Origin of the sequence: Mixta mediterraneensis (assembly GCF_030283135.1) — a bacterium.
Lineage (GTDB): Bacteria > Pseudomonadota > Gammaproteobacteria > Enterobacterales > Enterobacteriaceae > Pantoea > Pantoea mediterraneensis.
Map to the genome: position 1 here is coordinate 73,706 of NZ_JASUAZ010000006.1, position 22,395 is coordinate 96,100.

General features: G+C 50.8%; 18 protein-coding genes. 8 read left to right on the forward strand and 10 right to left on the reverse strand.

Annotation, left to right across the window (positions count from 1 at the left end; translation table 11 throughout):
- Positions 1–78: 78 nt before the first annotated feature.
- The 3 genes from ldtD (at position 79) to QRY16_RS06220 (ending at position 3,282) form a co-directional block, all read left to right on the forward strand.
- On the forward strand, positions 79–1,878 hold the full coding sequence (ldtD, locus tag QRY16_RS06210; RefSeq protein ID WP_193403297.1) for a L,D-transpeptidase: 1,800 nt from the start codon (positions 79–81) through the stop codon (positions 1,876–1,878).
- A 187-nt stretch (positions 1,879–2,065) separates the two neighbouring features.
- Positions 2,066–2,617 (forward strand): peptidoglycan L,D-endopeptidase MepK, encoded by a 552-nt coding sequence (gene mepK / locus QRY16_RS06215; RefSeq protein WP_193403296.1) that lies wholly within the window; start codon positions 2,066–2,068, stop codon positions 2,615–2,617.
- Positions 2,618–2,652: 35 nt separating this feature from the next.
- A complete protein-coding gene (locus QRY16_RS06220; protein ID WP_289775997.1) occupies positions 2,653–3,282 on the forward strand; it encodes an MBL fold metallo-hydrolase in 630 nt (209 codons plus the stop codon).
- Between the two features lie 44 nt (positions 3,283–3,326).
- Here QRY16_RS06220 and QRY16_RS06225 read toward each other — a convergent pair whose 3' ends face one another.
- The 4 genes from QRY16_RS06225 to pncB all read right to left on the reverse strand — a co-directional run bounded on the left by QRY16_RS06225 (position 3,327) and on the right by pncB (position 8,915).
- Positions 3,327–4,517: an amino acid aminotransferase gene (locus QRY16_RS06225; RefSeq protein WP_193403294.1), complete on the reverse strand. Its 1,191-nt coding sequence runs from the start codon at positions 4,515–4,517 to the stop codon at positions 3,327–3,329.
- Positions 4,518–4,742: 225 nt separating this feature from the next.
- Entirely contained in the window at positions 4,743–5,849 is a 1,107-nt protein-coding gene (gene ompF / locus QRY16_RS06230) for a porin OmpF (RefSeq protein ID WP_289775998.1), read from the reverse strand.
- 300 nt (positions 5,850–6,149) lie between these two features.
- Entirely contained in the window at positions 6,150–7,550 is a 1,401-nt protein-coding gene (gene asnS / locus QRY16_RS06235) for an asparagine--tRNA ligase (RefSeq protein ID WP_289775999.1), read from the reverse strand.
- A gap of 159 nt (positions 7,551–7,709) precedes the next feature.
- Entirely contained in the window at positions 7,710–8,915 is a 1,206-nt protein-coding gene (gene pncB / locus QRY16_RS06240; RefSeq protein WP_289776000.1) for a nicotinate phosphoribosyltransferase, read from the reverse strand.
- Positions 8,916–9,172: 257 nt separating this feature from the next.
- On the opposite strand from pncB, the gene pepN reads away from it, so the two are divergent.
- Positions 9,173–11,788: an aminopeptidase N gene (gene pepN / locus QRY16_RS06245; protein ID WP_289776001.1), complete on the forward strand. Its 2,616-nt coding sequence runs from the start codon at positions 9,173–9,175 to the stop codon at positions 11,786–11,788.
- Positions 11,789–11,936: 148 nt separating this feature from the next.
- Here the strand turns inward: pepN and ssuB are convergent, their stop codons facing one another.
- Genes ssuB through ssuE form a run of 5 tightly spaced genes read right to left on the reverse strand, consistent with a single transcriptional unit; the run spans position 11,937 to position 16,198 of the window.
- The gene (gene ssuB, locus QRY16_RS06250) at positions 11,937–12,725 is read right to left on the reverse strand and encodes an aliphatic sulfonates ABC transporter ATP-binding protein (RefSeq protein WP_289776002.1); all 789 of its coding nucleotides are present in this window, start codon (positions 12,723–12,725) and stop codon (positions 11,937–11,939) included.
- Complete coding sequence (gene ssuC / locus QRY16_RS06255; protein ID WP_289776003.1) at positions 12,722–13,513, reverse strand: aliphatic sulfonate ABC transporter permease SsuC; 792 nt, start codon at positions 13,511–13,513, stop codon at positions 12,722–12,724. Before ssuC ends, ssuB begins: the two co-directional genes overlap by 4 nt.
- A gap of 10 nt (positions 13,514–13,523) precedes the next feature.
- Positions 13,524–14,672, reverse strand: a complete 1,149-nt coding sequence (gene ssuD / locus QRY16_RS06260; RefSeq protein WP_289776004.1) for an FMNH2-dependent alkanesulfonate monooxygenase — start codon at positions 14,670–14,672, stop codon at positions 13,524–13,526.
- Positions 14,673–14,682: 10 nt separating this feature from the next.
- Complete coding sequence (locus QRY16_RS06265; RefSeq protein ID WP_289776005.1) at positions 14,683–15,636, reverse strand: sulfonate ABC transporter substrate-binding protein; 954 nt, start codon at positions 15,634–15,636, stop codon at positions 14,683–14,685.
- 10 nt (positions 15,637–15,646) lie between these two features.
- On the reverse strand, positions 15,647–16,198 hold the full coding sequence (ssuE, locus tag QRY16_RS06270) for an NADPH-dependent FMN reductase (protein ID WP_289776006.1): 552 nt from the start codon (positions 16,196–16,198) through the stop codon (positions 15,647–15,649).
- A 769-nt stretch (positions 16,199–16,967) separates the two neighbouring features.
- On the opposite strand from ssuE, the gene QRY16_RS06275 reads away from it, so the two are divergent.
- The 4 genes from QRY16_RS06275 to QRY16_RS06290 all read left to right on the forward strand — a co-directional run bounded on the left by QRY16_RS06275 (position 16,968) and on the right by QRY16_RS06290 (position 21,174).
- On the forward strand, positions 16,968–17,948 hold the full coding sequence (locus QRY16_RS06275; RefSeq protein WP_289776007.1) for a glycosyltransferase family 2 protein: 981 nt from the start codon (positions 16,968–16,970) through the stop codon (positions 17,946–17,948).
- 83 nt (positions 17,949–18,031) lie between these two features.
- Complete coding sequence (locus QRY16_RS06280; RefSeq protein ID WP_289776008.1) at positions 18,032–19,333, forward strand: flippase; 1,302 nt, start codon at positions 18,032–18,034, stop codon at positions 19,331–19,333.
- A gap of 134 nt (positions 19,334–19,467) precedes the next feature.
- Positions 19,468–20,478, forward strand: coding sequence for a quinone-dependent dihydroorotate dehydrogenase (pyrD, locus tag QRY16_RS06285; protein WP_289776009.1), 1,011 nt, complete (start codon positions 19,468–19,470; stop codon positions 20,476–20,478).
- 153 nt (positions 20,479–20,631) lie between these two features.
- A complete protein-coding gene (locus QRY16_RS06290) occupies positions 20,632–21,174 on the forward strand; it encodes a cell division protein ZapC (RefSeq protein ID WP_289776010.1) in 543 nt (180 codons plus the stop codon).
- 4 nt (positions 21,175–21,178) lie between these two features.
- On the opposite strand, the gene QRY16_RS06295 is transcribed toward QRY16_RS06290, so the two are convergent.
- Positions 21,179–22,288: a YcbX family protein gene (locus tag QRY16_RS06295; RefSeq protein ID WP_289776011.1), complete on the reverse strand. Its 1,110-nt coding sequence runs from the start codon at positions 22,286–22,288 to the stop codon at positions 21,179–21,181.
- Positions 22,289–22,395 lie beyond the last annotated feature (107 nt).

A 22,395-nucleotide genomic window follows, 5' to 3' on the forward strand; every position in this document is an offset into this window, starting at 1 on the left:
ATACTCAAAACAATAAGTAACGCCCAACCGCAGTAGTTTCAGGGAACGCTGCGCAGTAGATTAATCAAGGGGGCAGGGATGTTGCTGGCAAATAAGATCAAACATCATCGCATTATTTCACTATTAGCGCTGGCGCTAACGGTTATTCCATTTAGCGCGTCGCACGCTGCACTTCCGGGTTCACCCCACGGCACGATGGCTGTTAGCGAGAGTCAACAGCGCATCAGACAAGCTTTCTCCGGTGCCGATCAACCTTTCTATCAGGCTTCGCTGGCGACTCTCTATGCATCACGCCAGATGCAGCCGATTTGGCAGGATCGCAACGCAGTAGAGAAATTTCAGCAGCAACTGGCCGAAGTTGCACTTTCCGGTGTGCAACCACAATTTACCCGCTGGGTTGATCGCTTAACCAATCCAGACATCAAAGGCTTTGCCCGTGATGTGGTGCTGTCGGACGCCATGCTCGGTTATCTGCAATTTGTCTCGAACGTACCGACGCAGGGCGAAACCTGGCTGTACAGTAATGTGCCGTATAAGCTGGCGCAACCTTCTGTGGCGGTGGTGAATCAGTGGCAAAACGCAGTAAATGCGGGCGCTAACGCAAGCTTTATTGCTTCGCTGGCTCCGCAGCATCCTCAATATACGCTGATGCATGCAGCGTTAAAAAATTTACTGGCAGATAAGCGTCCGTGGCCGCAGTTGAGAAATCGCGAAACGTTGCGCCCAGGTCAGGTGAGTGACGATGTGCCCGCTTTACGCGAGATTTTACAGCGCAGCGGTATGTTGCGTGCGCAGACCTCAACACCAGCCCCCACGGATGACGCGGTGCCCACCGCCGCCGTGCCGGTAAGCCAAAGCGAACAACCGGTAGCGGTGAGTCCTTCTGCTACCAGCGTTAGCGATCTTCCTGCTCAGTCACCGCAGTCTCCGGGCAATGTTCAGAACTCCAGTACGGAAGTCAGCGTAGCCAATATCTATGACAATACGCTGGTGGCGGCGGTTAAACGCTTTCAGCAATGGCAAGGGCTGGCCGATGATGGCGCTATTGGCCCGCGTACGCGTGAATGGCTGAATGTTTCACCACAGATGCGCGCCGCGTTACTGGCACTGAATATTCAGCGGTTACGGCTACTGCCAGATGACATGCACAACGGCATTATGGTGAACATAGCCAACTACTCGCTGATTTATTACAACAATGGCAATAAGGTTCTTTCCTCACGGGTCATTGTGGGGCGCCCCGATCGTAAAACACCGCTGATGCGGAGTGCGTTGAATAACGTGGTACTTAATCCGCCCTGGAATGTGCCGACGTCGCTGGTACGACAGGACATTATTCCGAAGGTTAAACAGGACCCCAGTTATCTCTATAAGCACGGATATATTCTGCTTTCAGGCTGGAGCGCGGACGCGCAGGTTATCGACCCCAGCATGATTGACTGGAGAATGGTATCGGCTTCCTCCTTCCCGTATCGCCTGCGCCAGGCGCCAGGCACAACGAACTCGCTCGGTCGTTATAAATTTAATATGCCGAGTTCCGATGCGATTTATCTGCACGACACGCCAAATCATACGCTGTTCCAACGCGATATTAGGGCGCTGAGTTCGGGATGTGTTCGCGTCAACAAAGCCTCTGAACTGGCGGAGATTCTGTTGCAGAATGTGGGCTGGAACGACAGCCGCATCTCAAGCACCTTAAAAGAGGGAGATACGCGCTATGTGTCTATTCGTCATCATATTCCGGTTAACCTTTATTACTTAACTGCATGGGTTGCGGAGGATGGTAAACCGCAGTACCGAACAGATATTTACAACTATGATGATACTGCACGATCGGGCAGCCAGCTATTGCCACGAGCAGGACAACTCATGCTCTAGTGATTGATTATTCGTCACTCTTCAATGCGTATAAAAAAGCAAATTCTGCTTCAAAAAGGCGATCCCAACGGGGAGCGCCATATAAACTCCCTCACCATGGGTTGACGATCACCTGAGAGATAGTTAAGGTTCGGCCTTGTGCGCTTTTTGCACATTTCTATGGCTCCACTTTCAGGTAACACGCTACATGTCTAATATCGATTCTTTTCGTCGCAAACTTCTCCTTTGCGGAAGCGCAGCCGCTGGCCTGGCCTTATTGCCAGCTTCAGCAAGGGCCTCACTTTCAACTTCTCGTCCACGTGTATTGACGCTTAATAATCTGCATACTGGCGAAACCCTTAAAACTGAGTTTTTTAATGGGAAAAGTTATGACAAGGATGAGTTGTCGCGTTTGAATCACTTCTTCCGCGACTTCCGTGTTAACCAGGTGAAAAATATTGACCCGCATTTATTTGATCAAATTTACCGTCTGCAAACCTTGCTGGACACACATAAACCGGTGCAGTTAATTTCCGGTTATCGTTCGCTGGCAACAAATAACATGTTGCGCGAAAGGGGGCCGGGTGTCGCGAAGCACAGCTATCACACGAAGGGGCAGGCGATGGATTTTCATATTGAAGGCATCGCGTTGAACAATGTTCGCAAAGCTGCATTAACAATGCGCGCGGGTGGTGTAGGATATTACCCACGCAGCAACTTTGTGCACATTGATACCGGGCCGGTAAGGCACTGGTCATAAACCGGCAGCGCTGCGCGAGTCGGTCATGGAGCATTATGAATTACCACATTATTCCTGTTACCGCATTTGCACAGAATTGCTCTGTCATCTGGTGTGAAACCACGCGTGAAGCGGCTCTGGTCGATCCTGGCGGTGATGCAGCAAACATCAGGCAGACGCTTGAGCAGCTGAAGCTTAAACCGGCACAAATTTTGCTGACGCATGGTCACCTCGATCATGTCGGTGCGGCCGCTGAGTTAGCCGCATTTTATCAGGTTCCGGTTATCGGTCCGCAAAAACTGGATGCGTTTTTGTTTGAAGCATTACCCACTCAGAGCCGTATGTTTGGGTTGGATGAATGTGACCCTTTTACCCCCGATCGCTGGCTGGAAGAGGGTGACAGCGTACGAGTGGGTTTAGTTACGCTGGAAATACGGCACTGTCCAGGCCATACGCCAGGACATATCGCCTTTTTTGATCGTGTCGGAAGATTACTTATATCGGGGGATGTGATCTTTAATGGTGGCGTAGGTCGTACTGACTTCCCGCAAGGAAACCATCATCACTTGATCGAGGCGATTAAAACGAAGCTACTGCCGTTAGGCGATGATGTGGAGTTTATTCCCGGACATGGGCCGACCTCTACTTTAGGGCGAGAACGTATCAGTAATCCTTTTCTGCAATAAGAAATGGGCCATTTGGCCCATTTCTTATGCTGAATCTGGCTTGCTTAAAGCACAGCGACAATGGCTTCGCACAGCGCTGACATATTATCTGGCGTCATGCCCGCCACGTTCACCCGGCCAGAATTTACCGCATAAACGCCGTACGACTCACGTAGGCGAATCACCTGATCCTTCGTCAGCCCGCTGAAGGAGAACATACCGTTTTGCCTGATAATAAAGCTAAAATCACGCTGCGCGCCTTTCTCTGCCAGGGTATTCACGAAAAGATGGCGCATGCGTTGAATACGCTGGCGCATATCGGAAAGCTCCTGCTCCCATATAGTACGTAAAGCGTCGTTGCCCAAAACAGTCGCTACGACGGCAGCGCCGTGCGCTGGCGGGTTCGAATAGTTGGCGCGGATGGTGTATTTCACCTGGCTAAATGTCGCGTCTGCTACAGCGGTATCGGCAGCCACTAACGTAATCGCCCCGACGCGCTCGTTGTATAAGCCAAAGTTTTTCGAGTAAGAGCTGGCAACAATGAGTTCCTGATGCGTTGCAGCGAAAATGCGTAATCCTTCAGCATCCTCCTCCAGACCGCGAGCGAACCCCTGATAGGCGAAATCGAATAGCGGCAGCCAACCATTAGCCTGAGAAATTTGTGCCAGTTGTTGCCATTGTTCAGCCGTAGGATCGATACCGGTGGGGTTGTGGCAGCAACCATGGAACAGCACCACATCACCCGCTTTAGCATCCTTAAGCGAGGCCAGCATACCGTCAAAATCCAGCGTATGGTTTTCAGCGTCGTAATACTGGTATTCACACACTTCCAGACCGGCAGCATTAAACACGTTTTTATGGTTTGGCCAGCTTGGATTGCTTATCCAGACTCGCTTTACCGGGGTTTGAGTCGAGAGAAAATCTGCGGCTACCCGCAGCGCACCGGTGCCGCCTGGGGTCTGAGCCGTACGCGTGCGACCTGCGGCAATCAAAGCATTCTCTTTGCCAAACAATAACTCCTGCGTGCAACGAGCGAAATCTGCCAGACCATCAATGCTGAGATAGTTTTTTGTGGTTTCATTCTCCAGCAGATACTGTTCGGCTTTTTTAACGCTGGTCAGTACGGGCGTTTTACCGGTTTCATCTTTATAGACGCCAATACCTAGGTTAATTTTTTCAGGGCGGTCATCAGCGCGGAACAGATCGGCCAGTCCAAGAATAGGGTCGGCGGGTGCAGCAGAGATCGATTCAAACATGAGTCAGGTCCAGTAGCGTGAACTTTAGCAAAATGAGCTATCAGGTTAGCGCTGAGGCAGGCAAAAGCCAACCGTTTGCGAGACAAATTCATCATTTAGCGATCAGGAGGCGGGAATAGTAAAAAAACTAATAGTACAGAAAGTTAACAGGCGAGGGAGCGAGGATTTGCCGATAAAGAAACGGAGCCTTGGCTCCGTTTCTTCTACATCTTCAGACTGTCTGACTTAGAACTGGTAAACCAGACCTACAGCTACGATGTCGTCGGTGTTCAGACCCAACGGGTTGTTGTCGTCCAACCGGTTAATATCGTATTCAGCATAGGTAGACATGTTTTTGTTGAAGTAGTAGGTTGCGCCAATAGAGAAGTATTTGACCAGGTCAGCATCGCCCACGCCATCGATGTCTTTGCCTTTAGACTGAACATAGGCCAGAGACGGACGCAGACCGAAATCGAACTGATATTGCGCAACAAGTTCAATGTTCTGAGCTTTGTTAGCAAAAGCAGCGTTAGTCGTGCCAGGACCAGTGGTGATTGAAATTGGCGTAGAGTTACGGGTTTCACCGTACATCGCTGCCAGGTAGATGTTATTGGCATCATACTTAAGCGCAGTAGCCCAGTTTTCAGCACGTTTGCCCGCGCCAACTACAGTACCATCAGCTGCAACGGTACCTGCCGCCTGAGCATCAGTACGGTCACTGCTGCTATATGCACCTACAACAGCCACACCGATTGGTGAGGTGTAAGAGGTTGACAGGCCCCAGCCATCGCCGTTTGCACGACGGATGTCGGTACGGTCGTTTTTACCTTGATACTGAACAGCGAAGTCCCAACCGTCAACCAGACCAAAGAAGTTAGTGTTGCGGTAGGTTAACAGACCGGTGCTGCGGCCGTTCATGAAGTTATCGGAGTAGCCGGAATCGCCACCGAACTCTGGCAGCATATCGGTCCAGCCGATTGCATCATAAACCACACCGTAATTACGGCCGTAGTCGATCGAACCAGCGTTACCGAACTTCAGACCGGCAAAGCCCAGACGGGTTTTATTACCGTCCTGTGCATCAGAACCTTCAGAGTTGTTAGCCTGAACGTTGTATTCCCACTGACCAAAACCGGTCAGCTGGTCGTTAATCTGAGTTTCACCCTTAAAACCGAAGCGAACATAAGTCTGATCGCCATCGCGGCCGTCATCATCAGAAAAGTAATGCAGGCCAACAGCTTTACCGTACAGGTCCAGTTTATTGCCGTCTTTATTATAGATTTCTGCTGCGTTTGCTGCGCCTGCAGCTAACAGAGCAGGGATAACCACTGCAAGAATGTTGCGCTTCATCATTATTTATTACCCTCATTGGAGTTATTCGGACACCTTCCACTCCTGTCAAGAAACCTTTACGGGAACCTTGAAAGAAGATGGGCGTCTCATGTATCTGCACGCATCTTTCCATCACCCTGACGGCAATTCCACCTCGAAAATGCTACTAAACTCGTAATCTTGTTTCAGTGAGAAAAATTATATTACAAAATGTAAAATTAAGGGAACTTTGTGAGAGAACTCATAATTTACAAAAATAAAAAAAGGCCGGCGATGCCGACCTCGTTATATATATGAATTTCTTATAATTAATATCAGATTTTAGAAACTCGCGTTACGGGGGGTGCGTGGGAAGGGGATAACATCTCTTACATTTTGTACGCCCGTGACATAGGCTATTAAACGTTCGAAACCTAAACCGAAACCAGAATGAGGAACGGTGCCGTAGCGACGCAGGTCACGATACCACCAGTAATCTTCTTTATTCAGCCCCATTTCTTCCAGGCGTGCATCCAGGACAGACAGACGTTCTTCACGCTGTGAACCCCCAATAATCTCACCAATGCCTGGCGCCAGAACGTCCATTGCGGCAACAGTTTTACCGTCATCATTAAGGCGCATATAAAAGGCCTTGATATCTTTCGGATAGTTTTTCACCACGACCGGCGCTTTAAAGTGTTTTTCCGCCAGATACCGTTCATGCTCAGAAGAGAGATCAACGCCCCATGAAACGGCGTTCTCGAACGTCTGGCCACAATTTATCAAAATGTCAACCGCGTCCGTATAATCCACCTGGGCGAAATCGGTGGTAATAAAGCGCTGCAAACGATCGACTGCATCTTTATCCACTCGCTCGGCAAAAAACGCCATATCATCAGCACGCTCATCTAAAACCGCTTTAAACACGTATTTGAGCATGGATTCCGCCAGGGCTGCTGCGTCATCAAGCGATGCAAAGGCGATTTCCGGCTCCAGCATCCAGAATTCAGCCAGATGGCGGCTGGTATTGGAGTTTTCAGCACGGAAAGTCGGCCCGAAGGTATAAATTTTTGACAGTGCGCTGGCATAGGTTTCGCCGTTCAGTTGGCCCGATACTGTCAGGAAGGCTTCTTTCCCAAAGAAATCTTCACTAAAGTCAACGTTGCCCTGATCGTTACGCGGCAGGTTTTCCATATCCAGCGTTGAAACACGGAACATTTCGCCTGCGCCTTCAGTATCAGATGCCGTAATCAGTGGTGTCGACACCCAAAAATAACCATTTTCATGGAAGAAGCGGTGCAGCGCTTGTGCCAGGGTGTGGCGAACGCGCGCAACTGCGCCAATCAGGTTAGTGCGTGGACGCAGGTGTGCGACTTCACGCAGATATTCAATGCTGTGACGTTTAGCCGCCATCGGGTAGCTGTCTGGATCTTCAACCCAGCCCACGACTTCAAGTCCGGTAGCCTGAATTTCGAATGCCTGGCCCTGTCCTGGCGAAGCCACGACGGTGCCGGTGACAATGACAGAACAACCGGTGGTCAGACGCAGCACTTCATCCTGATAATTATTCAGAGAATTATTGACGACAGCCTGAACGGGATTAAAGCAGGAACCGTCATAAACGGCGATAAAGGAAAGACCGGCTTTTGAATCTCTTCGGGTACGCACCCAACCACGTACGGTGACTTCACTGTCAACCGCGACGCGACCGTGCAGTACATCCGCTACAGGCACTACGCTCATAAATATCTCTCTATATAGAAGAAGTGAGTAAAAAAAGTTGCCCCATCCGGGGTTTTGCTATGTTACTTGCGGCTAAACAGGAAACAAGCAAAATTGCGGGAGAAAAGCAGATTTATTACAGCAGAAGCGGGGCGGGTTAGCGCCCCGGTAGGAGGATGCTTAACTGGCCTTTTTTACCAGGGGTAAATCGAAGGCTTTTCGTAACGCTTTGACGAAGGCTTTATCCTGGCAAATGGTTTTGCCCGGACTATCAGAAAGTTTCGCAACCGGCTTGCCGTTACATTCCACCAGTTTAATCACAATATTAAGCGGCGTGACGCCGGGAATATCGCAGGTTAATCGGGTGCCGATGCCAAAGATAACGTTAGCGCGTTGACCAAAGTGGCGATACAGCGCCAGGGCTTTATCCAGGTTAAGGTTATCGGAGAATACCAGGGTTTTACTTTGTGGATCGATGCCTAACTTTTGATAGTGGGCAAGGGCTTTTTCACCCCATTCAACCGGATCGCCTGAATCGTGGCGCAACCCTTGATAACGCTGGGCAAAGGCCAGGCCGAAATCACGCAGGAAGGCATCCATGGCAATGCAATCGGTTAATGCAATACCAAGCTGATCGTCATATTCATCCAGCCAGGCTTGCAGGGCGGCACGCTGACTGTTGGCGAGTACCGGGCTAATTTGCTGAAACGCCTGAAACCATTCATGTGCCTGGGTGCCAACCGGTGTCAGGTCTAAACGGCGCGCCAGATCATAATTGCTGGTGCCAACCAGCCAGGGGAAATCCTGCTTAAGCGTGCTAACAATCGACTGCTGTACAACCTGTGAGTAGCGACGGCGAGTGCCAAAATCCATCAGTCGGAAACGCGACATATCAAGATCGGCAACGTCATGCTTAAACGCATCAAGCTTCGTGTGCAGATGATCCAGTGCCTGCTGCGTTCCGATTTGCGGGGTGCGGTGGCGATGCACCACTTCGCTGATTAATGCCAGCAGCGGTACTTCCCACATAATGACTTCCCGCCACGGTCCCTGAATACGAATGTCCAGCTTGCCGTGATGATTGCGTACCTTAACCTGTTCAGGGTTGTAGCGGAAATCTCGCAGCCAGTTGAGATAATCGCTCTGGAAGAAGGGGAGCGCTGCCAGCCAGGCATACTCCTCATCATTGAGTGACAACCTCTGCATAGCGTTAATCGCTTCGCGAATCTCATCAGCGTAAAAACCCAGCAGCTCGTCACCGCGGCAGCGAAACTCCGCCACCACCGTTACGTCATGGTAGCGGTGGAAAACAGCTTGCTGCATATGGAGCTTGTAGGCATCCGTATCCAGCAGCGAAGTCAATATCGGGGAAGCATGTCCTGTCATGGCGCGTTTCAGCATCCTGTTCGGTGGCGCAGAGTCCGGTGTGATAAAAGTCATAACGACACAGAAGTATAAATCAGTAACTGAGGCCGATCACAGCATATTTCAAGGCTATGGGTCGAGGTTAAAATGTGCCATTGTTAAGGAATTGTAGCGATTCTTGCCATTACATGTCTTGCTATTACATGTATTGTGCGTGGCAAGCTGGTAGTAACCAGCTTAGACTTTGGCGGTAAACTTATACCAATGCGAGACGGAATATGACGCAACAGCCACAAATTAAATATCGCCACGATTATCGTGCGCCGGATTATACCATTACCGATATTGATCTGACGTTTGAACTGGATGCTGCTACCACACGTGTGACAGCGCTCAGCCAGGTCAAACGCTTAGGTGACAGCCAGGCTGAATTGCGTCTGGATGGCGAAGCGTTAACCTTAATTGCGCTGGAAGTGAATGGGCAGCCGTGGTCGGCCTATCATGCAGAGGAAGGTAAGCTGGTACTTAACCAGTTGCCTGACAGTTTTACGCTGAAGATCGTTAACGACATTCATCCCGATCAAAATACAGCACTTGAGGGATTGTATAAATCGGGCGAAGCGCTCTGTACCCAATGTGAAGCGGAAGGTTTCCGTCATATTACCTGGTATCTCGATCGTCCAGATGTGCTGGCGCGCTTCACCACCACGATTATTGCCGATAGCGAACGCTATCCGTTCCTGCTTTCAAACGGTAACCGTGTTGACAGCGGACTTGATGCGCAAGGGCGTCACTGGGTGAAGTGGCAAGATCCCTTCCCCAAACCTTGCTACCTGTTTGCGTTAGTGGCAGGGGATTTCGACGTGTTGCGTGACAGCTTCACCACACGATCAGGACGCGATGTGGCGCTGGAGATCTTTGTTGATCGCGGTAATCTCGATCGGGCTGACTGGGCGATGACCTCGCTGAAAAACAGCATGAAATGGGATGAGGAGCGCTTCGGTCTCGAATATGACCTCGATATTTTTATGATTGTCGCGGTGGACTTCTTCAACATGGGCGCAATGGAGAACAAAGGGCTCAATGTCTTTAACTCCAGGTATGTGCTGGCAAAAGCTGAAACCGCCACCGATAAAGATTATCTTGGCATCGAAGCGGTTATCGGTCACGAATATTTCCATAACTGGACCGGCAATCGCGTGACCTGCCGCGACTGGTTCCAGTTGAGTCTGAAAGAAGGGTTAACCGTGTTCCGCGATCAGGAGTTCAGCTCTGACCTCGGCTCGCGTGCGGTCAACCGTATCGATAATGTTCGCATCATGCGTGGCGCGCAGTTTGCTGAAGACGCCAGCCCGATGGCACACCCGATTCGCCCCGAACAGGTGATCGAAATGAATAATTTCTACACCTTAACGGTGTATGAAAAGGGTTCAGAAGTGATCCGTATGATGCACACGTTGCTGGGCGAGGAAAATTTCCAGAAAGGTATGCAGCTTTATTTTGATCGCCACGACGGCAGCGCGGCGACCTGCGATGATTTTGTACAGGCAATGGAAGATGCCTCGAATGTGGATTTGTCGCAGTTCCGCCGCTGGTACAGCCAGTCGGGCACACCCGTGTTAACCATCCGCGACGATTACAACCCGGAGCTGGAGCAATACACGCTGCATGTCACTCAGCATACGCCCGCAACCGCAGATCAGAAAGAGAAGCTGCCGCTGCATATTCCGCTGGATATTGAATTATATGATGGTGAAGGCAACGTCATTCCGCTGCAACACAATGGCCATCCGGTTCACCCTGTGTTAAATATCACTGAAGAGTTTCAGACCTTTATTTTCGACAAGGTTTACTTCCAGCCAGTGCCGTCGCTACTGCGTGAATTCTCAGCGCCAGTGAAGCTTGACTACAAGTGGAGCGATGCGCAACTTACTTTCCTGATGCGCCATGCGCGTAACGATTTTTCTCGCTGGGACGCGGCGCAAAGTCTGCTGGCGACCTACCTGCGCCTGAATGTTGCGCGTCACCAACAAGGCCAGCCGCTTTCGCTACCGCTGCATGTTGCGGATGCGTTTCGTGCCGTGCTGCTTGATAAAAACAGCGATCCCGCACTGACGGCGCTGATTTTAACGTTGCCGGGTGAAAATGAAATTGCCGAATTGTTTGAGGTGATCGATCCGCAGGCGATAGCGGTGGTGCGTGAAGCGCTGCAACGTTTGCTGGCGAAGGAGTTAGCCAATGAGTTCTTTGCGGTCTATAACGCCAGCCAGCAGACTGAATATCGGATCGAGCACGCTGCGATTGGACAGCGCGCCCTGAAAAATGTCTGCCTGAGCTATCTGGCGTTTGGCGATGCAGAACTGGCGAATAAACTGGTGCAGGCACAATATCAGCAGGCCACCAACATGACCGATGCGCTAGCCGCGCTATCAGCCTCAGTAGCAGCGCAGCTAGCGTGCCGCGAAGCACTGCTGGCGGCTTATGACGAGCGCTGGCATCAGGATGGTTTAGTTATGGACAAATGGTTCATGCTGCAAGCCACCAGCCCGGCGGCCGATGCGCTAACAAAAGTGCGCGAGCTGCTACACCATCGCGCCTTTACCATGGGCAATCCAAACCGCATCCGCGCGCTGATTGGGGCCTTTGCTTCAGGTAATCCGTCCGCTTTCCATGCTAAAGATGGCAGCGGCTATCAGTTCCTGGTAGAAATGCTGACCGATCTCAATACCCGTAATCCGCAGGTCGCGGCGCGCATGATTGAGCCATTGATTCGCCTGAAACGTTACGATGCTGGGCGCCAGGCGCTGATGCGCAAGGCGCTGGAGCAGCTGAAAGGATTAGATAAGCTGTCCGGCGATCTGTACGAGAAGATTACCAAAGCGTTGAATGCCTGATAATAAAATAGCGGGTTGAATAAACCCGCTATTTTCGTCAGCTGATAAACCTGAAGCGTGAGAGCGTCAGGCCGAAGGGTAAAGCGTTCCGCATCCTGCAAAAACGATCAGGGTAGTCTGGAGAGGGCTTGTTAACCCTCTCCGTTTTTTAGCGCTGCTGGGCATAACGCACTGGCTGATCGCTTTCGCCGCGTCGCATCACGCGATCCAGGACTTCCGCTTCCAGCTCCGCCAGCCTTGCCGAACCCCGACGGCGGGGACGCGGTAGATCAACCAGTAAATCCAGACCAATCTGACCTTCCTCGATCAGCAAAACGCGATCGGCCATGGCGACGGCTTCGCTGACGTCGTGCGTCACTAACAGCACGGTAAAATGATGCTGCTGCCACAGCGATTCGATCAAACCCTGCATTTCAATCCGCGTTAAGGCATCCAGCGCTCCCAGCGGCTCATCCAGCAGCAGTAAGCCAGGGCGATGGATCAGCGCACGAGCCAGCGCCACGCGCTGTTTCTGACCGCCCGACAGTGCCGCAGGCCAGTCGTTAGCGCGTTCAGACAGGCCAACGGCGTCAAGGGATTCCAGCGCGGCGCTGCGCCACTCGCGTCCACGCAGGCCCAGGCCGACATTATCAATCACTTTTTTCCAGGGCAGCAAGCGCGCATCCTGAAACATCAGACGCGTATCATCACGTGCTGATTGTAACGGCGCATTCCCCGCCAGCAGTTGCCCGCTGGTGGTTTGCTCCAGCCCGGCAAGTAAGCGCAATAATGTGCTTTTACCGCAACCGCTGCGCCCGACCACCGCCACGAACTGGCCCGATGGAATATGCAAATCAATATTATTCAGGATAGTGCGGTTGCCGTATTGCTTGCTGACCGCATTAACGCCAACCGGCGTACCGGTATTGAGACGCGCCGGGGAAAGGGTAGTACTCATGCGTTCTCCTCCTTTAATTGATAAGCCGGATGCCAGCGCAGCCAAACGCGCTCGAGCAGCAAGGCGGTGACATCGGCCAGCTTACCGAGCAGGGCATAGAGAATGATGGCGACCACCACCACGTCTGTTTGTAAAAATTCACGCGCATTCATCGCCAGATAACCAATGCCGGAGTTAGCTGAGATAGTTTCGGCGACGATCAGCGTCAGCCACATCAGGCCAAGAGCGAAGCGTACGCCAACCATAATGTTAGGTAATGCGCCGGGTAAAATAACCTGAATAAACAGGCTCCAGCCTGACAAACCATAACTGCGCGCCATCTCAACTAAGCCGCGATCGATGTTGCGAATGCCGTGATAGGTATTGAGATAAATTGGGAACAGCGTGCCAAGCGCCACCAGAAATATTTTTGCGGCCTCATCAATGCCGAACCATAAAATCACCAGCGGGATCAGCGCCAGATGCGGCACGTTGCGCAGCATCTGTACCGAGGTATCCAGCAGGCGTTCGCCAATGCGCGACGTGCCGGTAATCAAACCGAGCAATAAGCCAATTGAACCGCCAATACTAAAACCAATCGCCGCACGCCAGCCGCTGATAGCAAGGTGCTGCCACAGCTCGCCGCTGGCGGCGAGGTTATAAAAGGTGATGACGATATTTTCCGGTGACGGCAAAATGCGCGTGGATAACAAACCGGTTTGAGAAGCGATTTGCCATACTCCCACCAGCAGCGCTGGCAGCAGCCACGGCACCAGTTGATTAGAAATGCGTTTATGGACTTTAGCCATGATATTTTCCTTAGCGCTGCGCCACTTTTTTCTCAGGGGTAAAATCATTGGCGACCGCTTCGCCGCGCTCTTGCACCACGCGAGGTTGCGGAACCAGGGGGACGTTTAAATCAAGGTGCGGGAACAGCAACTCGCCGACGCGATAAGCTTCTTCCAGGTGTGGATAGCCGGAAAGAATGAAGGTTTCAATGCCCAGATCGGCATACTCTTTAATGCGTGCCGCTACCGTCGGACCATCGCCAACCAGCGCAGTGCCTGCACCGCTGCGAACCAGGCCCACACCTGCCCATAAATTTGGGCTGATTTCCAGCTTATCGCGACGTCCGCCATGCAGCGCAGCCATACGGCGTTGTCCGACTGAATCCGCGCGTTTAAACGCGGCCTGCGCTTTGGCAATGGTGGCGTCATCAACGCTGGCAATTAACTTGTCTGCGGCCTGCCAGGCTTCTTCGTTGGTTTCGCGTACAATTACGTGCAAACGGATACCAAATCGCATTTTACGTCCTTGCGCGGCGGCTTTGGCGCGCACTTGCTCAATCTTCTCTTTAACCTGTGCCGGCGGTTCGCCCCAGGTCAGATAGACATCAACCTGCTCTGCGGCCAGCTCCTGAGCCGGTTCTGAAGACCTGCCAAACCACAGCGGTGGACGCGGTTGCTGTACCGGTTTAAACATCAGGCGCGCACCGCGCACATTGACGTGTTTGCCTTCGTAATTGACCGTTTCGCCTTCCAGCACCCGCCGCCAGACGCGGGTAAACTCGGCTGATTCAACGTAGCGTTCACGATGGTCGAGAAACACACCATCGCCTGCCAGTTCTTCCGGGTCACCGCCCGTCACCAGATTAAACAGCGCCCGCCCATTTGAGAGGCGATCCAGCGTTGCCGCCTGCCGTGCGGCCTGCGTTGGCGAAACCACGCCGGGACGCAGCGCCACCAGAAAACGTAAACGCTGCGTGACGGGAATCAGTGAGGCCGCGACCAGCCACGCATCTTCACAGGAACGTCCAGTAGGAATTAGCACGCCGCCGAAGCCGAGACGATCGGCTGCCTGTGCAATCTGCTGTAAATAGGCGTGATCGACCGGGCGTGCACCCTCCGCCGTGCCAAGATAGTGACCATCGCCATGGGTTGGCAGAAACCAGAATACGGATACGCTCATTTTTCGCTCCTTATTGCGTGACGGTGTGCGGATGCCAGAGGCGATCGTTGATCGACACTTTTACTGGCATCAGATGACTGGCATAAAACAGATCGGCGGTTTGCTGTTGGGCAGCGGCGGTTTTGGCACTGACCGTTGTTATCGTGGACGGCGGGCGATGATCGAGATAACTGGCAATCACTGGCTCGGGCAAGCCCATCGCTTTTGCTAACAGCTCGATACTTTGCTGACGTTGACTCACCGTTAACGCATCGGCGTCGCTGAATATTTTCAACACGTTCTGGATGAAATCGCCGTGCGCCTCGGTAAATTTGCGCGTGGCTAAATAGAAGGAGCCGGTTTGGTTGAGCTTGCTGCCATCCGCTAAAACGCGAACATTGCCTTGTAGCAACGCAGCAGAATAGTAGGGATCCCAGATTACCCAGGCATCAACGTCACCCTGCTGAAAAGCAGCGCGCGCATCGGCGGGCGTCAGATAAACGGGCTGAATATCGGTAAAATTTAGCCCGGCTTGCTTAAGCGCACGCAACAGCAGGTTGTGCGAGCTGGATCCTTTTTGAAACGCGACCTTTTTGCCTTTTAAATCGGCAACGCTTTTAAGGGGACTGTTCTTTGCTACCAGGATAACTTCGGCTTTAGGCTTGGGCGGTTCCGAACCGACATACAACAGATCGGCTCCCGCAGCCTGAGCGAAAAGCGGAGGAATATCGCCAGTACTGCCAAAATCGATACTGTTAATGTTCAATGCTTCCAGCATTTGCGGCCCGGCCGGAAACTCAATCCACTGAATTTTGGTGTGGGGAAAACGTTGTTCCAGCATCTGATGAGTCTTAGCCAGCACCATGCTGACCGAGCCCTTTTGATAACCCACGCGGAATTGTGTGGGTTCTGCCTCTGCGGCTTGCGCCTGCGAACCCAGTAATAACAGCGTAGCGGCGAGCCATAGGCCTAATGTCCTTTTCATCAACGCTTCCTTATACAGCCTGGGCGACGGGATAGTGATGGCGCGTCAGCGCCAGCCAGAATGACTCAACCGCTTCATCAAGACGTTGAGACAGCGAAGCTTGCAGCTCAGGTTTACGATCGTAATGAGTAACCTGATAGTCTTCGGCGTAGACGCCATGCAGAATTTCCTGTGCTTTGAGTGCATTCAGCACCGGCTTGAGCGCGTAATCCAGCGCTAACATATGGCCGCTACTGCCGCCAGTGGCTAAGGGCAGCACCACTTTGTGTTCAAGTGCGCGCTCAGGCAGTAAATCCAGTAGCGTTTTCAGGGCACCGGAAAAAGAGGCTTTATATACCGGCGTGGCCACAATCAGCCCGTCTGCATCATTTAAATCTTCGCGCAGCGCCAGCAACGCCGGGGCATCGAAATGCGCATTAAACAGATCGTCCGGCTGGAAATTATGAATATTCCACGGGATCACCTCTACGCCGCGTGCTTCCAGCTTGTGCTGGCAAAGCGTTAGCAGAGAAGTGGAACGTGAAGGAAATCGAGGGCTACCTGCCAGCGTAATAACGTGCATCGTCACTCCTTATAACTAAAAGTTATTGATTATCTATTGTTGAGAACTGATGGCTCATCCTGGCAGAACAGGCGGCGGGGCTTAAATGATTTATCTGGCAATCCAGGTGCAAATTCTGCATATAGCGCAGCCGTTGCCTGTTAGCGAAAACCGGCTGTAGAGGGTGAATTTGAGACAAGTCTTAAAAAACAGTAAATATGTGACGCTACTCATTAAAAGTAATGAAGCGATTTGCTTTTTTCTTTCTGTCTCACTTGCTAATTTATCTTTCCTCAGATTGATTAACTTTTTGATATGTTCAGTTTATGACGTGAAGTCATAAGCGAATTTTCCCTGCGTTGATCAGGATAAAAAACCATAGAAATCAAAAGCGGTTAACCAGACAGAACAATTTTATTTAGGATTAATTGCAAAATTCGCTCTGAAGAAAAATTGCAGTTTAAGAGAAACTGTTGCTGTCAGGCTAAGCCCGGTTAGCATTTCTGATTAATACTCACGACGCATAAAAGTGAATAAATTAAATTAATTTTCAACCAAACTGCGGTTGGTTTTGGTTATTCATGCATATCACTAAAGGATGAAAAATAACCCAGTCGCGATTCATCAATTTCCCATCTAGATAATTCCGCGTATTAAGGATTAAGATTCACTGGCTCAACGAAAGCACAGCTACTTCTTCGTTTATTAAAAAGATTATCGTCTTCTGTTTCCGCGCCTGTATCTGGCGGGCGAACAGTATTGTTCATTTTCTAACAGCAGAGAATCGCATATGTCTGACATCCTTTTATCGGTCATTATTCCGACATATAACGTAGAAAAATACATTGTAGAGTGCGTAGATTCATTGTTACATCAAATTAAAGCGCCCAATGAAATTATCATTGTTAATGATGGTTCAACTGACGGAACCCTGGCTTTAATTGAACAGAATTATGCCCACCTTTCACACATTAAAGTGATTACGATTGAAAACGGCGGGTTAGGTAATGCACGTGATACAGGTGTAGCACTGGCTCAGGGACGTTATATTTTCTTTTGCGATCCCGATGATGTGGTTGTGGAAGGGCTGCTTAGTGAGCTTAAAACAGTCAATGAAACATACCCTGAAACTGACCTGTTTTGCTTCAATTCCTGCGTTTATGAAGATGGGAATAGTCACGTGACCTCACCAAAAGTCCAGCATGAGCAATTTGGTACGCAGCGCCCACAAGAAGTGTTTGCGCGTCTGTTGCGAAATGGCACTTACACATCAGCGGTATGGAATTATGTTGTGAAGAAAGAGGTGATTGAACGGCATCATTTACGGTTTGTTCGCCGCGTACATGAAGATCATAATTTTACGCTTTCCGTTTTTTTGAAATGCAAACAGGCATGGGTGAGTCGTCAGGTCTATTATAAACAGCGAATCCGTAGCGGTTCTTTAACGAACAGTACCAAAGGCGAAGAGTTTTTCTTCCAGCGTTATGATGCCTTTATTCACTCTTACAACACATTAAACAGTTCCTTGTCTAAGTCAAAATGGCGTGCGACTTTAGAAAAAGAGTATCTGACCCATTCGTTTCGGTTGATGATTTATCTTTCACTTTATAATCAGACGCCCGTGCCAGAATATGTGCGTAATGCTATCCGTTTTATGGGGAAAAAAATTAAAACCAGCAGCTTTAAAGAGTGGTTGTTGTTTAATCGCCCTGAAGTGTTTATTGCGTTGCAAACGTATAAAGTGAGAAAAGAGCTGAAGCGTGCCGCCTGATTCTGAAAATCATGTGGAAATATTGTTAATGTCTTGAAGGCGTGAGAAGGTGTTTTATGCAATATGTATAAGGTTGTTGCGACATGGCAAAAGTTCTTGATAAAAGTTTGATGGTTAATATTTTATCCCTGCTGGCGTACCGGGGAGCCTCTTTTTTGTTCCCGCTGGCAACGTTACCTTATCTGGCTCGTATTCTGGGCGTTGAACAGATGGGGGTACTGGCGCTGGCTATCGCCTGTGTCCTCTATTGCAGCACCATCTCGGATTGGGGATTTAATGTTTTCACCACCAAAGATATTGCTCATCACCGGGATGATAAAGAACGTGTAAGCCAGCTATTTTGGTCAACCTTCAACGCCAAACTGATGTTGCTGGTATTAACCAGCGGTATTTTACTGTCTGCGACAGGACTCAATCCGGCCTGGCATCCGTTATTTTTTATTATTCTGGCAAACTGTACCACGCTGATTGGTTCGCTGTTCTCGTTCGGCTGGCTTATGCAGGGATATGAAAAGCTCGGTAAGACGGCGGTCATTGCCACCTTTGGTAATTTCTGCGCCATACCCTTGACCTTTCTGTTAGTAAAAACGCCGCAGGATACCTGGCTTGCCGCTTTGATACCGGGCGCTGTTTCGATGATTAGCGCACTGATCACGCTGAAGTTTGTGCTGGAGATGAAAGTGATTGGCCGCTATCGCTTTGAACCGCAGGAGATAAAACAGCGCATTACCGACAGCATGGACGTATTTATTGCCATCGCCGGGGCGAATCTGTTTAACAGCGTGAATGTGGTGATCCTCGCCAGTTTTACCTCCCATTATATGGTGGGCATTTACAATGGCGCCGATCGCCTGCGTAAAGCGGCTAACTCGGTGCCAGAACAGATTGGCAGCGCTTTTTTTCCGCGTGTAAGCCATCTTTTTGGCCGCGATAAAACTGCCGCGATTGCCGCCACGCGAAAAAGCCTGCTGTTGTCATTTTCACTGAGCCTGTCGATTGTCATTTTTACCTGGCTTTTTGCCGATGACGTGGTGGCATTACTGCTGGGTAAAGATTTTATCCCTTCGGCAAATGTGTTGCGGGTATTTGTGCTGTGTTTCCTGTTTGGCAATATTTCCTATCCGGCCGGACTGCAAATTCTGATCCCGCATGGTTTAGCCCGTCAGCGCATGTTAGTGATGATGGCCGCCGGCGTGGTAAACGTTCCGGTTTGTTGTGTGCTTGCCTGGCAATATGGCGCGCTGGGTGCGGCATGGTCGATGGTTATGGCCGAAGCCTTTGTCTGCATTGGCATTTTTACTCTTATGGCTCGTCATGGTATTCTGCGCGATTATCTGTCTCCCGCTCGCGCCCAGGTCGCCTCTGTGAATGACAGTGCTGTGTAAGATCAACGCAGCGTTAAACGCCTTTCTGCATCCTCGTCGTTCGATTTACTTTTGCGCCAGAGCACTTTACCATTCTGGCGCACATTTTCTTGTGCACTGACTTTCACGATCGTTTCCGCCCTGCAGGAGAGTGCATGCTTTATCCTATCGTCCGACCGGCGCTGTTTAAACTCGATCCCGAGCGCGCGCACGAACTCACCTTTCAGCAATTGCGTTTTATCAGTGGAACGCCGCTGGAAGGGCTGATCCGTCAAAATCTGCCGTCGCGCCCGGTAAGCTGCATGGGGTTATCTTTTAAAAATCCGCTTGGCCTTGCTGCGGGACTCGATAAAAATGCTGAGTGTATTGATGCATTTGCTGCCATGGGTTTTGGCTTTGTGGAAGTGGGAACGGTGACGCCACGTGCCCAGGCGGGTAATGATAAGCCGCGCATGTTTCGGTTAATCGAAGCGGAAGGAATTATTAACCGCATGGGATTCAATAATCTCGGCGTCGATCATCTGGTAGAGAACGTTAAAAAGGCACGGTTTGCGGGTATTCTCGGTATTAATATTGGCAAAAATAAAGATACCCCGGTTGAGCAGGGCAAAGACGATTATCTGATCTGCATGGAAAAGGTGTATGCCCACGCTGGATATATCGCCATTAATATTTCTTCGCCTAATACGCCAGGTTTACGCACGTTACAATACGGCGAAGCGCTGGACGATCTTCTCGCTTCGATTAAAGCAAAACAAAAAGAGCTGGAGCAGCGTCATCTTAAACATGTTCCGATCGCCGTAAAGATCGCGCCGGACCTTTCTGAAGAAGAATTGGTGCAGGTTGCCGATAGCTTAATTCGCCATCACATTGATGGCGTGATTGCGACAAATACCACGCTTGATCGCTCCCTGGTGAATGGCCTTAAACATTGTCACGAAGTGGGTGGACTGAGCGGACGCCCGGTTCAGTCGCGCAGCACCGTGATAATCCAGCGTCTGTCGCAAGAATTGCAGGGCCGCTTACCGATTATTGGCGTGGGTGGGATTGATTCACTCACTGCCGCACGTGAAAAAATGGCGGCGGGCGCGACGTTAGTTCAAATTTATTCCGGCTTCATATATAAAGGACCAGAGTTAATTAAAGCGATCGTCACCCACCTGTAAGATAATTCTCACAATATGGCGCCGGGGGGTTTATTTCTCCCTCCGGCTCGTTTATATTTTGGCCTGTTGCACGCTTTTTCAGCTTTTCTTTATGTTGTTTATTTCGCGACTTTTGCGTTTATTTCAGCGAAGCGGTTTACTACAGGGCACATTATGAAAATCAAACCTGATGATAACTGGCGTTGGTACTTCGACGCTACGCATGACCGGAGGATGCTTGATCTGGCTGACGGTATGCTTTTTCGTTCCCGTTATTCCCGTAAAATGCTCACGCCTGATGCTTTTAGCGAAACTGGGTTTTGTGTTGACGACGCCGCACTTTATTTCACGTTCGAAGAGAAATGTCGTCAAAGTCAGTTAAATAGCGATCAATGCGCCGAGTTAGTATTAAACGCGTTGGTTGCCGCACGCTTTCTTAAACCCCTGATGCCAAAAAGCTGGCATTTTTCCAGCCAGCAACAAAATCTGCAGCCCGCTGTTGGCGAAATAGTCGAAGTGACGCTGGCCGACAGTGGCGAGCAGGCACAACTGCTGGTTGTCGAAAAGGGCGACAATGCCGCGCTCTGTTTGCTGGCGCAACCTGCATTAACGCTCGCAGGTAAAGGAATGGTATTGGGCGATGCGATTAAGGTCATGAACGATCGCCTGCAGCCCTGTCACCAGGAAAATGCAACGCGCTACGCCCGCGCGGTATAGTCACTTAAGCCAGTTCAATATCGCCTGCTGGAATGCAGCTGCAACTCAGGATAGTGCCATCCGCACGAATGGCGCTTTGCTTCAGCGCTTTTACCTCGCCCGAAATCAATGTGACTTTACAGCTGCCACACAATCCTGCCCGACAGGAATAGGGAATGCGGTAACCCTGCATTTCTAACTGCTCAAGTAATATTTGCTGATTATCACCGCAGAATGGTTGTCCCTGATAATCAATGGTGAGTCTGGCTTGCGCCTGTTGTTGCGGTTTCAACGTTTCCACTACCGCGCCAGCGCCGTACGCACGCGGCGTATGGCGTTTTAGCACCGTCATTTCATCGCCCACGCGGATAATACCGCTGTTACGAGCAACAAGATTAAGGCCAAAATCAATGTCGCCGCTGCCATCTTGTGCGCTACGAAAGTTTTGCAGGGTGGCGAGCGGCTGACCATCGGGATGTTTGCGGCCACTTTCCGGGCTAACGGTGGTAAATACGCAGCGGCTACAGGGTTTCGGGACCTCAAACGTGACGCCACCAATCTGGATCTCAGCCCAGCTATCTTCGTCCCAGGCGGATGCGCCGTTCACGACCAGGTTGGGACGGAACTGTTCTATACGCACGCTGGCAGGGCAGCGTTGCTGCAAATCCTGCAATGAGGCGCTGTTTATCAGCAGGAAGGGATAGCCATCGGCGAAGCCCAGCGGTACGGTGGCGAAGCGCTTAACCCGACGGGAAGGTTGTGGCCCCACCCAACGCAGCTGTACTTCGCGCGGAAAGAAGTGACTAAGCCACTGATTGATGGCTTCCGGCGCAATGCGCGAGGTGAAATGATTGCCCCACACCTCGGTCGGCTCTTCCTGGAGGGCAAAATCACTGAAGCGAATCAGTGACTGACTGCCGTCAGGCGCCTGCAGAAATAAACCATCCGGCAATACCGCGGGGGTGAAACGCACCATCTCAGGGTACTGACGCGCCGTAATAAAGGTGCCATTCGGCTCGGTCACCATGAAGATGCGATCAAATGCCAGGCCGCTGTCCAGCACCTGAGCATGAGAGAGGTGCAGTCCACGCATTGATTTAACGGGATGAATAAATAAGCGGGAAAGCGTAATCATGAAGATCTCCTTGAAACCAGGCGCGCAAGACAAAAGAAGCTAACTTTATGACATAGGTCTCTGATTCGCTATAATGCGTAACAATTTTCTCAAGAGTAAAAAGTGAC

Bases quoted from the DNA above. Each gene is read 5' to 3' on its own strand.
- ldtD (WP_193403297.1), top strand. From the start codon at position 79: ATGTTGCTGGCAAATAAGATCAAACATCATCGCATTATTTCACTATTA.
- mepK (WP_193403296.1), top strand. From the start codon at position 2,066: ATGTCTAATATCGATTCTTTTCGTCGCAAACTTCTCCTTTGCGGAAGC.
- QRY16_RS06220 (WP_289775997.1), top strand. From the start codon at position 2,653: ATGAATTACCACATTATTCCTGTTACCGCATTTGCACAGAATTGCTCT.
- QRY16_RS06225 (WP_193403294.1), bottom strand. From the start codon at position 4,517: ATGTTTGAATCGATCTCTGCTGCACCCGCCGACCCTATTCTTGGACTG.
- ompF (WP_289775998.1), bottom strand. From the start codon at position 5,849: ATGATGAAGCGCAACATTCTTGCAGTGGTTATCCCTGCTCTGTTAGCT.
- asnS (WP_289775999.1), bottom strand. From the start codon at position 7,550: ATGAGCGTAGTGCCTGTAGCGGATGTACTGCACGGTCGCGTCGCGGTT.
- pncB (WP_289776000.1), bottom strand. From the start codon at position 8,915: ATGACAGGACATGCTTCCCCGATATTGACTTCGCTGCTGGATACGGAT.
- pepN (WP_289776001.1), top strand. From the start codon at position 9,173: ATGACGCAACAGCCACAAATTAAATATCGCCACGATTATCGTGCGCCG.
- ssuB (WP_289776002.1), bottom strand. From the start codon at position 12,725: ATGAGTACTACCCTTTCCCCGGCGCGTCTCAATACCGGTACGCCGGTT.
- ssuC (WP_289776003.1), bottom strand. From the start codon at position 13,513: ATGGCTAAAGTCCATAAACGCATTTCTAATCAACTGGTGCCGTGGCTG.
- ssuD (WP_289776004.1), bottom strand. From the start codon at position 14,672: ATGAGCGTATCCGTATTCTGGTTTCTGCCAACCCATGGCGATGGTCAC.
- QRY16_RS06265 (WP_289776005.1), bottom strand. From the start codon at position 15,636: ATGAAAAGGACATTAGGCCTATGGCTCGCCGCTACGCTGTTATTACTG.
- ssuE (WP_289776006.1), bottom strand. From the start codon at position 16,198: ATGCACGTTATTACGCTGGCAGGTAGCCCTCGATTTCCTTCACGTTCC.
- QRY16_RS06275 (WP_289776007.1), top strand. From the start codon at position 16,968: ATGTCTGACATCCTTTTATCGGTCATTATTCCGACATATAACGTAGAA.
- QRY16_RS06280 (WP_289776008.1), top strand. From the start codon at position 18,032: ATGGCAAAAGTTCTTGATAAAAGTTTGATGGTTAATATTTTATCCCTG.
- pyrD (WP_289776009.1), top strand. From the start codon at position 19,468: ATGCTTTATCCTATCGTCCGACCGGCGCTGTTTAAACTCGATCCCGAG.
- QRY16_RS06290 (WP_289776010.1), top strand. From the start codon at position 20,632: ATGAAAATCAAACCTGATGATAACTGGCGTTGGTACTTCGACGCTACG.
- QRY16_RS06295 (WP_289776011.1), bottom strand. From the start codon at position 22,288: ATGATTACGCTTTCCCGCTTATTTATTCATCCCGTTAAATCAATGCGT.